A 13,096-nucleotide genomic window follows, 5' to 3' on the forward strand; every position below is an offset into this window, starting at 1 on the left:
CAACCACGCGGTCGCCAGGACCGGTAGCCCGCGGAATGTTTAACTGAAACTAGATAGAAAGGTTTTCTCCATGAAAAAGCTGATGATCGCCGCCGTGATTGGCGCCCTGTCCACGACGATGCTGTCCGTCGCGACTGACGCCGCCGCGCAAACGGCGACCACCACGCCGGCTGCCAAGGCTACGCCGAAACACCCGCAGCCGAAGCGCCTGATCAAGCGCAAAGCGAACCCGGCCAAGGAAGCGAAGGTCGACCCGGTGCCGGAAGGCTCGGAAAAGTGGTCGTGCAACGAAGGCATGTCGTTCGAATTGAAGGGTGACATGAAGCGTGACCAGATCGTCACGGTTCACTGGGCTAACAAAAATTACAATCTGCCGCGCGAAACGACCACCACGGGCGCAGACCGCTTCCACGACGCCGCAACGGGTATGGATCTGGTCGTGATCCCGATGAAGGCCATGTTGTTCTCGGACAAGGACAGCTCGCGTCTGGCCGACGAATGCAAGACGGCAGCCATGCAGCAAGGCGCGCCGGCTCCGACGCAATCGAACGCGATCGACAAGACCAGCAACTAATCATCGTCATCAGGAAAGCTCCCCGATGTCCGCTCCGATTTCCAACGTGCGACCCGACCCGGACCCAGTCCTGGCCGATATCGTCGACTACGTTCTGGATTATCAGATCGACAGCATGCTCGCGCTGGAAACCGCGCGTCACTGCCTGATCGATACGCTCGGCTGCGGACTCGAGGCGCTCACCTATCCGGCCTGCACCAAGCTGATGGGACCGATCGTGCCGGGCACGATCGTCCCCAACGGCGCGAAGGTGCCCGGCACGTCGTTCCAGTTGGACCCGGTTCAGGCCGCCTTCAACATCGGCGCCATGATTCGCTGGCTCGACTTCAACGACACCTGGCTTGCCGCCGAATGGGGGCATCCGTCGGATAACCTCGGCGGAATTCTGGCGACAGCCGACTGGCTCTCGCGCAGCGCCATCGCAGCCGGCAAAGCGCCGCTGGCGATGAAAGACGTGTTGCTCGCCATGATCAAGGCGCACGAAATTCAAGGCTGTATCGCGCTCGAAAACTCCTTCAACAAGGTCGGGCTCGATCATGTATTGCTGGTGAAACTGGCGTCGACCGCGGTGGTCGGCCAGCTGATCGGTCTCACGCGCGGCGAGTTGATCAACGCGGTATCGCAGGCGTTTGTCGATGGGCATGCGCTGCGTACGTATCGCCACGCGCCGAATACCGGCTCGCGCAAGTCGTGGGCCGCGGGCGATGCGACCTCGCGCGCCGTGCGTCTCGCGCTGATTGCGAAGACCGGCGAGATGGGCTATCCGTCGGTACTGACGGCGAAAACGTGGGGTTTTTACGACGTGCTCTTCAAGGGCAATGCGTTCCAGTTCCAGCGTCCGTACGGTTCGTACGTGATGGAAAACGTGCTCTTCAAGATTTCTTTTCCGGCAGAATTCCACGCGCAAACGGCAGTGGAAGCGGCCATGAAGTTGCATGAGCAACTCGCCGCAGCGGGAAAGCGCGTGGACGAGATCCGCAAGATCACGATCCGCACGCACGAGGCCGCGATTCGCATCATCGATAAAAAAGGACCGCTGAACAATCCGGCCGACCGCGATCATTGCATTCAGTACATGATCGCCGTGCCGTTGATCCACGGCCGCCTGACGGCCGCGGACTATGAAGATTCGATCGCGCAGGACGCGCGGATCGATGTGCTGCGTGCCAAGATGGAATGCGTCGAAGACGCGCAGTTCACGAAGGATTACCACGATCCGGAGAAGCGTTCGATCGCCAATGCACTGACGATCGAATTCAACGACGGATCGACATTCGACGAAGTCGTAGTCGAATACCCGATCGGTCATAAGCGTCGTCGCGAAGACGGGATTCCGTTGCTGGTCGAGAAGTTCAAGACCAACCTCGCGCGCCGCTTTCCGGTCAAGCAACAACTGGCGATTCTCGACGTGTCGCTGGATCAGGCACGGCTCGAAGCCATGCCGGTCAATGAATACGTCGATCTGTACGTCATCTAGTTAAGTACTGTAGTTCCGCGATCAAACCAAGGAAAACACCATGGCCCACAACCTCCACAAAACGCTCAAGGAATTCGACAGCGGTTCCGGCAAAGGCAAGTTCTACTCCCTGCCGCAACTCGGCAAGGCACTGAACATCAAGATCGACCGCCTGCCGGTTTCGATCCGAATCGTGCTGGAATCGGTGCTGCGTAACTACGACGGCAAGAAAATCGCCGAAGAACACATCGAGCAACTCGCCAACTGGAAGCCGACTGCTTCGCGCGTCGACGAAATCCCGTTCGTCGTGTCGCGCGTCGTGCTGCAAGACTTTACCGGCGTGCCGCTGCTCGCCGACATCGCGGCAATGCGCGGTGTCGCGCAACAGATGGGCAAGGATCCGAAGTCGATCGAACCGCTGGTCCCGGTCGATCTGGTCGTCGATCACTCGGTGCAGATCGATCACTTCCGCGAAAAGAACGCGCTCGATCTGAACATGAAACTGGAATTCCAGCGCAACAACGAGCGCTACCAGTTCATGAAGTGGGGCATGCAGGCATTCGACACGTTCAAGGTCGTGCCGCCGGGCGTCGGTATCGTTCACCAGGTGAACCTGGAATACCTCGCACGCGGCGTGCACAAGAAGGCTGAAGGCGCGGACACGGTGTACTACCCGGATTCGCTGGTCGGCACCGACAGCCACACCACCATGATCAACGGTATCGGCGTGGTGGGCTGGGGCGTGGGCGGTATCGAAGCGGAAGCCGGCATGCTCGGCCAGCCGGTGTACTTCCTGACGCCGGACGTGGTCGGCGTCGAACTGAAGGGCAAGCTGCGCGAAGGCCTGACGGCGACCGACCTGGTCCTGACCGTCACCGAACTGCTGCGTAAAGAGAAGGTAGTCGGCAAGTTCGTCGAATTCTTCGGCGAAGGCACGAAGTCGCTGTCGTTGCCGGATCGCGCAACGATCGGCAACATGGCGCCGGAATACGGCGCGACCATGGGCTTCTTCCCGGTCGACGAAAAAACCATCGACTACTTCAAGGGCACGGGCCGCACGGACGCGGAAATCTCCGCTTTCGAAAACTATTTCAAGGCACAAGGCCTGTTCGGCATTCCGAAGGCTGGCCAGATCGACTACACCAAGGTCGTCACGCTGGATCTCGGCACGGTCACGCCGTCGCTGGCAGGTCCGAAGCGCCCGCAAGACCGTATCGAAATCGGCAATGTGAAGTCGACGTTCGCTGACCTGTTCTCGAAGCCGGTCGCAGAAAACGGCTTTGCGAAGAAAGCAGCCGATCTGGACGCGCAATACACGACGAGCAACGGCGTCGACGTGAAGAACGGCGACATCCTGATCGCCGCGATCACGTCGTGCACGAACACGTCGAACCCGAGCGTGCTGCTGGCCGCCGGCCTGCTGGCGAAGAAGGCTGTGGAAGCCGGCCTGACGGTCGCTCCGCACATCAAGACGTCGCTGGCGCCGGGATCGCGTATCGTCACCGAATACCTGACGAAGACCGACTTGATGAAGTACCTCGACAAGCTCGGCTTCACGCTGGCCGCTTACGGTTGCACGACCTGTATCGGTAACGCGGGCGATCTGACGCCGGAACTGAACGAAGCGATCACGAAGAACGACATCGTCGCGGCAGCGGTTCTGTCGGGCAACCGTAACTTCGAAGCGCGTATTCACCCGAACATCCGCGCCAACTTCCTGGCCTCGCCGCCGCTGGTCGTCGCTTACGCGATTGCCGGCAATATTACGCGCGACCTGATGACCGAACCGGTCGGCAAGGGCAAGGGCGGCAAGGACATCTACCTCGGCGACATCTGGCCGACCAGCGAAGAAGTTAACGCCCTGCTCAAGTTCGCGCTGGACGCGGACGCGTTCCGCAAGAACTACGCGTCGCTGACGAAGAAGGGCGACCTGTGGAGCAAGATCGAAGGCGAAGAAGGTCAAGTCTACGACTGGCCGAAGTCGACCTACATCGCCGAGCCGCCGTTCTTCGGCAAGGACTTCTCGATGACGCCGGCCGACAGCATCGCTGCTGTGACGAACGCACGCGCACTGGGCATCTTCGGTGACTCGGTTACGACCGACCACATTAGCCCGGCTGGCTCGATCAAGGAAGACTCGCCGGCAGGCAAGTGGCTGAAGGAAAACGGCGTGCAGAAGGCCGACTTCAACAGCTACGGCTCGCGCCGCGGCAACCACGACGTGATGATGCGCGGCACGTTCGCGAACGTTCGGATCAAGAACCTGATGATCCCGGCGAAGGCAGACGGCTCGCGCGTGGAAGGCGGCCTGACGATTCACCAGCCGAGCGGCGAACAGGAATCGATCTACGACGCAGCGATGAAGTACATCGACGCCGGCACGCCGACCGTCGTGTTCGCGGGCGAAGAGTACGGCACGGGCTCGTCGCGTGACTGGGCTGCGAAGGGTACGCAACTGCTGGGCGTGAAGGTCGTGGTCGCACGCAGCTTCGAGCGGATCCACCGTTCGAACCTGGTCGGCATGGGCGTTCTGCCGCTGCAGTTCAAGGGCTCGGATAGCGTGCAATCGCTCGGCATCACCGGCGAAGAAACGTACGACATCGAAGGCCTGGGCGCTGACTTCAAGCCGCAACAGGAAGTGACGCTGGTGATTCGCGACAAGGACGGCAAGGAAAAGCGCGTGCAGGTGCTGCTGCGTATCGACACGCCGATCGAAGTCGACTACTACAAGCACGGCGGGATTCTGCCGTTCGTGCTGCGTTCGCTGCTGGCTGCTTAAGGTATTCGCGTATCTCAGCAGTTGCTGCAAGCTGTTTTGCAGGAGCTGCGTCCTGTGGAGGACGCAGCTGACTTTGAAGCCCGACCGGTGGTCGGGCTTTTTTTTGGCTGCTTACTTTTGGGCGCGGCCTGTCTGGAAGGCGTCGGCGCTGTCGGTGATGCGGCGCTGGGTCATGTGGGCGTTCCAGTCGGTGTCGCTGGGCGTGGGTGTGCTGGAGCGCGTTGTGATGCTTGCGCGACGCTGTTGTGCGGCCCAGTCGCGCAGTGCTGCGCGCTCGGCTGTGTCGGTCGCGGACGAGGGGCGTTCGGTCCATTCGGTCCGTTCGGGCTGTTTCGACGCGGAAGGCTGTGTACCTGGATTAATCGTGCGGCTTTGTGCGAGCCGTTGGTCGACTTGCGGCTTGCTTAGGCGTGCGATTGGCGTCTGGTGATGGGCCTTTGCGGGTTCGATCGATGCGATCTGCCGTATGGACACGCGTGCGGTTGCCCGCGGCACGAAGTGTTCGACGTGTTGTGGCTCCGGCGTGCCGCGAACAGTCGTCTCCAGTGTCGCGTCGGGTGGGGTAGGAGCGCGGGGAGCCGTCGACTCCGGCCTCGAACTAGCGGCCAACGGCGCACTCCGCGCAGTCGTCCCGGCGAATTTGACCGATGGCTGCGCCGGTTTAGCTTGCTCTTGTGGACGAATCGCCATCGTACTGCCGTCCATCGACGCGACCGATTGTGTTATTGCGCTGGCCGCTGCCGTCGTCCTGTCGGCATCATGCGTTGTACAGGTGGCCAGCAACCAGGCCAGCGCGATGCTGCAGCCCGCGAAGATCGCCGCTCCGAGGATATGATCCGAACGAGTCGAACTCGGCTTCACCCGGCCTATTTCGAGGTAGTGCCTCGCTTCGTCCAGTTGCTCTTTAAACCGATGCGAATCGTCCCGTTGCGGCGGCGACTTGTAGAAGAAGAAAAACTTGGCGCCCGGCGGAAGCCGAACTCGACGTGCGGGTGAAGCTGGACGCTGCATTGCATTCTGCATTGCCTGTCGCGCAATGGTGAGTGCCGCGGGTTGCGGTTCTCGTTGCGCCCTAGCCTGCGCCTGACGACGCCACGAACCGAAGGGCGGCGGCAACGCATCGAACGGCCGCGGAATCGGAAGCGCCAGATCGCCTTCGATCAAGGCAAGCGGTCGATTCATTGTGAGGTGCTCCGGTAAGCGCGGGACGTGGCTTCAAGTTGCGTGACGAGGGTTCTGGCGCGCACCGTTAGCGCGGCGATTGCCGCAGCGCCGTGTTCCGGCGGCGACATGCTCGCGCGCCGCAACGCATCCATCAAACTGTGCGCGCCGACGAGCGCCACTGCTCCGCTCAGTCGATGCAGCACACTATGAAAATGGTCGAAGTCGCCTTCAAGAGGTAACGCGTTGAGGCGCGCGAGGTCGTCATTCATCGCTTGACGCCAGTTGTTGAGAAACGCGTTAAGGTCGACGCCCTCTTCGGACAACGCGTCCAGGTAACGACTTTCAAAGGGCTCAAAAGGAGCGCTTGATGAGCTGTCCAATGACTGCGCGACGCTGGTGAAAAGAAGCGTCTGTGCGTTGCCGCTAAACATTTCCACGGATGACTCCCGTTGTTCGACGGTGAACGGCGCGTTGAAGATCGCGCACGTTCGTCGCGCTCTCTTTGAGGACGAATACGCAGGAATCCGCGGACGCCGTATCTAGCAGATCGTTTAGCGTTTGGCTCCCTATGCACCCAGCGGAACGAGACAGGCTCGCAGTATTCATAGCCCGCAAACCTACTCGACCAACCGGTGCAAAGTCGCGAACTCGATGAGTCCTGCCAACGACGTGAGGCCGAGTTTCTCCTGGATACGGCTCTTGTATGTACTGACGGTTTTATCGCTGAGTGACAAGCGACCGGCAATGTCACGATTGCTCACGCCGCGTGCGAGATGTTGCAAAACCTCCACCTCACGTGCCGACAAGCTGCTCAATCCGCTCGCGGGCGCAACGTCGCCGTTATCGGGCGGGAAGCAGTCGTAGCCGGCGAGCACCGCCTCGACGCCGCGCATGATCTCCTTCATCTCCTGCGACTTGCCGACGAACCCGTGGACACCGGAGCGCATCGCGCGCGGCGCGAACGTGGCCGGATCGTGCCCCGACAAGACCATCAAGCGAATCGGTGGATGAACGAGCTTGAGTCGGGGAATCACATCGAGTCCGCTGATACGCGGAATGTCGAGATCCAGTATGGCGAGCTCCGGAGTATGGATCCGGGCCATGTCTCGACAGCGGTCTGGCCGTTGTCGGCCTCGATCACATCTTCAACGCCAAGTAATTGCACGAGTTGCATTTTGATGACCATGCGAAACGCAGGATGGTCGTCGATAACCAGAATAGTTGACATTCCTAAATTCTCCTGAATACACGCTTCGCGACGTTGATCGTCGCCGGCGTCACGCTCGAAGACACGTCATGTGTCCGACGCGGCTGCTCGCTTTCGATCCAATGGCACACTACAAGCCCGCAGCGACGGATTCGATCTCGACGCGTCGATTCGGCGCGAGGCATCGCAGCAACACATCTCGCCTGGATTGCCGGCAGTCCACCAACGGGTTCGCACTGCCCTTGCCATGTGCGGTCATCGGCAATCTCACACCACGCGTTTGCAAATATCGCTCGACAGTCCGTGCTCGCTGCATCGACAAACCCAGGTTGTATGACTTATCGCCGAGGCGGTCAGCGTAGCCGGTGATCCTCAGCTCACGCATTGAGGGCGTCGTCTTCAAACGATTTGCCACGTCGTCCAGTTGTCGTTTGCCGGCGGGCAATATCGCGGCATCGTCACCGCCGTCGAAACGGAAAAGCGAATCGGCTTTTAGCGTGATCCTTCGCGGCGAATTCGCAGCGGAGGGGAAAACAGGAGCACTTGCCGCCACCGGCGCGGACGCCGGCATTTGCATCGCCTGCTTGCATTGCAACGCTGTTTCCGCCGACTGACGCAAGTTGTCCTGCACATCAGGCAAGCGTTTTTCGGCGTTGGAGAAACTGCGTCGCCATGCGTCATGGCCAGCTTGCATCAGTTCGACTTCGGCACAGGCGAGCGGCGCCTGCGCCTGCGGACATTGGGCAACCGCGGGATCTGATTTAATGGTATTGACGATCTTCCACAGATCGGGGCGCACCGTGGACACCGTGCGCAGCGCCGGATTGACGGCGGATAACGACGCACCGTTCTGCAGGCTCATCGTAATCATGGCCGCCTGGCCGATCGCTTCTTCGACGAAACCCCAGTGGTCGTTAGCTTGCCGCGCTTGTTGAGCGGCATTGATCCAGCATTGCGCCTTGGCTCGAAAATAGCCGTTCTTATCGCCGGAAGAACGATCGAGTTCAGTCTGCAGTCGTACCAACGCCGTGCTGCTGTTGACGGCCGGCGCGTAGGTGCTGATCCATTGTGAGTTGACCGCGCCCGCGGCTTCGTCTTGTGTGGCGCCGAAACCGCTTTTCAGCAACGTGGCGTCTTCAACGCCAAGGCGGTCACGCGCGGCGTGGTCCGCGCAAGCTGTCAAGGCCAGCGCGCACACTAGCACGGTGAGCTGGTGTTTCATTGATTCCCCGCGTCAAACGCATCTTCTTATCGAGGATTGCGAGTATGAAGAGACGCTGATGCATAGGGAATGGGAGCAGTCTTAGATTAACGTTATAGATTTGTTGATCGTTATGCCTTTCAAATAAAATCTGTCATACGTCTGTGCAGATACTCAAGCCTTGACCGCCCGCGCTGCATTTCGCCCACGCAGCCACTCGAGCGCCAGTAACAGGCACGTGGAAAAAACAATCAGAATTGTCGCCAGCGCGGCGATGGTCGGGCTGATATTTTCGCGGATGCCGGTAAACATTTGTCGAGGCAAGGTAGTCTGATCCGCGCCCGCCAGGAACAGGGTTACGACGACTTCGTCGAATGAAGTCGCGAACGCGAACAGCGCGCCTGAAATCACGCCCGGCGCGATCACCGGCAATGTGATGCGGAAGAACGTCTTCACCGGATTCGCGCCCAGCGACAGACTTGCCCGCACCAGGTTGTAGTTGAAACCCTGCAACGTCGCGGCCACGGTCGTCACGACAAAGGGCACGCCGAGCGACGCATGCGCAAGAATCAGGCCGATGTAGGTATTGGCCAACCCGAGCGGCGCGAAGAACAGATACATGCCGACGCCGACCACCACCACCGGCACGATCATCGGCGAAATCAGGATCGCCATGAGCAGTCCCTTGCCGCGGAAGTTCGCCTTGGTCAGTCCAATGGCCGCCAACGTGCCGAGCACGGTTGCGACCACCGTCGCCGACGGCGCGACGATAAAACTATTCTTAGCGGCCATGCGCCATTCATCGGATGCGATCAGATTCTGATACCAGCGCAACGACCAGCCCGGAATCGGATACACCAGAAACGTGCTCGACGAAAACGACAGCGGTACGATCGCCAGCACCGGCAGGATGAGATACAGCAGTGTGAGCACGACCAGCGCACGCAACGCGAAATACCACACGCGTTCAACGAAAGACGTATGCGGCGCGAACAAAGGCTTGGCAAGTTTCATCGCGATAGACTCCGTTCAGCCGAGGCTCAGTGACGAGCGCGTGAAGCGTCCGTAAATGATGTACAGCACGAGCGTCGCAGCGAGCAGCAGACCGCCGAGCGCGCACGCCATGCCCCAGTTGATCGTCACGTTCGTAAAGTATGCGACGTAGTAGCTGACCATCTGATCGTTCGGTCCGCCGAGCAAGGCCGGCGTGATGTAGTAGCCGATCGCCAGAATGAACACCAGCAATGCGCCCGCGCCGATGCCCGGATAGGTCTGCGGGACATACACGCGCCAGAACGCGGCGAACGGATGACTGCCGAGGGAGATCGCGGCGCGCTGATAGGACGGCGGGATCGACTTCATCACGCTATAGAGCGGCAGGATCATGAACGGCAGCAGAATGTGCGTCATCGAAATGTAGACGCCGGTGCGGTTGAACAGCAGCGACAGCGGATCATGCAGCAACCCGCTACCGACGAGCGCCTTGTTCACCAGCCCTTCGCCTTGCAGAATCACGATCCATGCGGCGACGCGCACGAGGATCGACGTCCAGAACGGAATCAGCACGAGAATCATCACCAGATTCGCGCGACGTTCGGACAGCGTCGAAATCCAGTAGGCGAGCGGATAGCCGAGCAACAACGCGAAGAACGTCACCACCCCGCCGATCACGAAGGTGCGGGTGAACACGGCGAGAAAAATCTGGTGGTCAGAATCGGTCGGAATGATGTGGCCGAACGCGTCCTCTTTGTGGTCCAACGAAGCAAGTAGATAAAACGGCGAATACGCGCCGGAATTCTTCGCGATGGCTTGCCAGTACGCGACGTCGTTCCAGCGTTCGTCAAGTTCGACGAATTTCGCGTGGATCTGGGCGGGCGTCAGTTGCAAGGGCTTGCTGTTGTCGTCGACGAACGGCATGGCGTGCGCGGACTTGGCGACCAGCGAACGGTAGCCTGGAATCTCCACGTTCAGGCGCCGGGCGAGTGCGCCCATGCCGTCGCTGTCGGCGATCGCGGTGAGGTCGACCGCCAGCGCGGCATAGGCGGTGTCGGGCGGCGGCACCTTGCGATCCCACGCGCTCAATGACGCCAGCGTATGCGGCAGCGCGTTGACGACTTCGGGATTTTGCGCGGCACGTGTGAGCAGCGCGCCGATCGGCACGACGAAAATCAGCAGTAGAAAAATCGCGAGCGGCGCGATCAACAGCAGCGCCATCGCACGTTTCCTGGCTTCCGCGGCCTTCAACTCGCGCTTGAGTCGGCCACTTGATTCAGGCGTCGAATCGGCAGCGATCGTCATCGTAGTCACACCTGTCTCTCCCGCTCTACGTTGGAACCGCGCGCACATCGGTACTGCATGCGCGCGCGTCATTTCACATCTCGAAGGCGCGACCTCGCTCAACCAGCCACGCCCTCTCACGCAACACTAATTACTTCGAAGCCCACGACGAAAATCGCTGTTCCAGCTCATCGCCATGATCGGTCCAGAACGCGAGGTTCTGCAGCACCGCGTTCTTCCCGTTAGCCGGCGAGTTCGGCAGATTCGCGAGCGTCTTCGGATCGAGCGCCTTGATCGCCGCCACATTCACCGGCCCGTACGCGATGTTGTGCGCGTAGTCCTGTTGCGGCTTCGACGAAAGCGAATAGGCAATGTACTTCTCGGCCAGCGCCTTGTTCGGCGTGCCCTTCGGGATCGCCCAATAGTCGAGGTCGTAGATGCTGCCGTTCCACACCACCTTCAGGTTCTTGCCTTCCTTCTGCGCGGCGTCGATCCGGCCGTTATACGCGGTGGACATCACCACATCGCCCGCGACGAGGAATTGCGGCGGCTGCGCGCCTGCTTCCCACCACTGGATGTTCGGCTTCAGCTCGTCGAGCTTCTTGAACGCGCGATCCTGGCCTTCCTTGGTGGCGAGCACCTTGTAGACGTCCTTCGGCGGCACACCGTCGGCCATCAATGCGAATTCGAGGTTGTAGCGCGCGCCCTTGCGCATCGCACGCTTGCCGGGGAATTTCTTGACGTCCCAGAAATCGGCCCAGCCGGCCGGCGCCGTTTTCAGCTTGTCCGCGTTGTACGCGAGCGCCGTCGACCACACGAAGAAGCCCACGCCGCAGGTTTGCGGTGCTTCAGGAATCAGATCCGACTTCTTGCCGATCTTCGACCAGTCGAGCTTCTCGTACAGCCCTTCATCACAACCACGGCCGATATCGCCCGATTCGACCTCCACCACATCCCAGTTCACATGCTTGGCTTCGACCATCGCCTTGACTTTGGCCTGCTCGCCGTTGTATTCGACGGCGGTGACCTTGTTGCTGGTCTCTTTTTCGAACGGCTGGTTGAATGCCACCTTTTGCGCGTCGCCATTCGCGCCGCCGAAATTGACGACCGTCAATTCCGCTGCATTGACTTGCGCGGCGCCCAGCGCGAGCGCCACAGCACCGACAGCGATGGCGCAGCGCGATTTCCCGATCTTGCTCATGGTGTGTTGCTCTCCTTTGGTGGTGTGCTTCAGTACGTTCAGTGCGACTTTGTTATGTACTGCTTGACCTGCTCTGCCTGCGTCGAACACCTTGTGCGTTCGACGATTCACGCCCCTGCGAATACCCGCAGATGCTCGGGTGCGAATTCGAGTGCGACCGGTGCGCCGGGCGCGAAGGTGTCGAGCACGCCGGTGCCGAGCGGCACCTTCACGAAGCACTCGTCCTGTTGTGGCAAACCACAACGCATGCGCACGTGGTCGCCGAAATAAATCAGCCCGCGCGCTTCGCCGGCGAGCGCATTGGCGCCCGGACGTGACGGCCCGTCGGCGAGCTTCATACGCTCTGGCCGGATGCACGCGACCGCCGGCGTGCCCGCTCGCGCGCCACCGATATTGCGACCGGTAAGGCGCGTGCCGTCGATCAGATGAAATTCGCAATACTCGCCGTCGACATCCGCGATCGTGCCGCGCAGCTTGTTGCTGTCGCCGATAAAGTTCGCCACGAACTCATTGCACGGCGATTCGTAAAGACGATCCACGGTATCGAGTTGCTGCACGATGCCCTTATCGAACACGGCAACGCGATCGGACATGGTCAACGCCTCGCCCTGATCGTGCGTGACGTACACGAACGTGACGCCGAGTTTCTCGTGCAATGATTTAAGTTCGTACTGCATGTGTTCGCGCAACTGTTTATCCAGCGCGCCGAGCGGCTCGTCCATCAGCACGAGCTTCGGCTCGAACACCAGCGCGCGGGCGAGCGCGATACGCTGCTGCTGGCCGCCGGAAAGCTGCGCCGGATAGCGCTTCGCGAAGCTCTCCATGCGCACCATCTTGAGCGCGTTATTCGTGCGATCTGCGCGCTCTGCTGCCGAAATCTTCCGCACGGTGAGCGGATACGCGACGTTCTGCTCCACCGTCAGATGCGGAAACAGCGCGTAGTTCTGAAACACCATGCCGATGTTGCGCTTATGCGGCGGCACGGTATTTAGCAGCGTGCCATCCAGCCAGATTTCGCCGCCGGTGGGAAATTCAAAACCCGCCAGCATCATCAGACAGGTGGTTTTGCCCGAACCGGACGGCCCGAGCAGCGTCAGAAATTCGCCCTGATAGATATCCAGATCGAGCTGTTTGACGACCAGCGTTTCGCCGTCGTAGGTCTTGCGCACACCTCGAAAGCTGACGATCACGTCTTCGGTTTTCATCGTCCAAGTCTCCTCTGCGGTCCGGCTGGCTC

10 protein-coding genes and 1 pseudogene are annotated in these 13,096 nt (G+C 60.4%); 3 read left to right on the forward strand and 8 right to left on the reverse strand.

The genetic code is table 11. The features are described from left to right. Positions 1 to 70: 70 nt before the first annotated feature. From HF916_RS27365 to acnA, 3 genes are read left to right on the forward strand one after another with little or no spacing between them, the layout of a single operon-like run. Positions 71 to 574, forward strand: a complete 504-nt coding sequence (locus HF916_RS27365) for a hypothetical protein (protein WP_168791852.1) — start codon at positions 71 to 73, stop codon at positions 572 to 574. 25 nt (positions 575 to 599) lie between these two features. After that, positions 600 to 2,051, forward strand: coding sequence for a bifunctional 2-methylcitrate dehydratase/aconitate hydratase (locus tag HF916_RS27370; RefSeq protein WP_168791853.1), 1,452 nt, complete (start codon positions 600 to 602; stop codon positions 2,049 to 2,051). Between the two features lie 40 nt (positions 2,052 to 2,091). After that, on the forward strand, positions 2,092 to 4,809 hold the full coding sequence (acnA, locus tag HF916_RS27375; RefSeq protein ID WP_168791854.1) for an aconitate hydratase AcnA: 2,718 nt from the start codon (positions 2,092 to 2,094) through the stop codon (positions 4,807 to 4,809). Positions 4,810 to 4,920: 111 nt separating this feature from the next. Here the strand turns inward: acnA and HF916_RS27380 are convergent, their stop codons facing one another. The 8 genes and pseudogenes from HF916_RS27380 to HF916_RS27415 all read right to left on the reverse strand — a co-directional run bounded on the left by HF916_RS27380 (position 4,921) and on the right by HF916_RS27415 (position 13,064). Beyond that, the gene (locus HF916_RS27380; protein WP_240975516.1) at positions 4,921 to 5,973 is read right to left on the reverse strand and encodes a hypothetical protein; all 1,053 of its coding nucleotides are present in this window, start codon (positions 5,971 to 5,973) and stop codon (positions 4,921 to 4,923) included. A gap of 14 nt (positions 5,974 to 5,987) precedes the next feature. After that, the gene (locus tag HF916_RS27385; RefSeq protein ID WP_168791856.1) at positions 5,988 to 6,404 is read right to left on the reverse strand and encodes a hypothetical protein; all 417 of its coding nucleotides are present in this window, start codon (positions 6,402 to 6,404) and stop codon (positions 5,988 to 5,990) included. Between the two features lie 186 nt (positions 6,405 to 6,590). Further along, positions 6,591 to 7,201, reverse strand: a pseudogene (locus HF916_RS27390) (response regulator). Positions 7,202 to 7,310: 109 nt separating this feature from the next. Continuing rightward, on the reverse strand, positions 7,311 to 8,402 hold the full coding sequence (locus HF916_RS27395) for an OmpA family protein (protein WP_168791858.1): 1,092 nt from the start codon (positions 8,400 to 8,402) through the stop codon (positions 7,311 to 7,313). Between the two features lie 153 nt (positions 8,403 to 8,555). Next, complete coding sequence (locus HF916_RS27400) at positions 8,556 to 9,395, reverse strand: ABC transporter permease (protein ID WP_168791859.1); 840 nt, start codon at positions 9,393 to 9,395, stop codon at positions 8,556 to 8,558. Between the two features lie 15 nt (positions 9,396 to 9,410). Then, positions 9,411 to 10,679 (reverse strand): ABC transporter permease, encoded by a 1,269-nt coding sequence (locus HF916_RS27405; RefSeq protein WP_206001866.1) that lies wholly within the window; start codon positions 10,677 to 10,679, stop codon positions 9,411 to 9,413. Between the two features lie 130 nt (positions 10,680 to 10,809). Next, positions 10,810 to 11,859, reverse strand: coding sequence for an ABC transporter substrate-binding protein (locus HF916_RS27410; protein ID WP_134461811.1), 1,050 nt, complete (start codon positions 11,857 to 11,859; stop codon positions 10,810 to 10,812). A gap of 107 nt (positions 11,860 to 11,966) precedes the next feature. After that, complete coding sequence (locus tag HF916_RS27415) at positions 11,967 to 13,064, reverse strand: ABC transporter ATP-binding protein (protein ID WP_168791861.1); 1,098 nt, start codon at positions 13,062 to 13,064, stop codon at positions 11,967 to 11,969. Between the last annotated feature and the right edge of the window lie 32 nt (positions 13,065 to 13,096).

It is taken from the genome of Paraburkholderia aromaticivorans, from assembly GCF_012689525.1.
GTDB lineage: Bacteria > Pseudomonadota > Gammaproteobacteria > Burkholderiales > Burkholderiaceae > Paraburkholderia > Paraburkholderia aromaticivorans_A.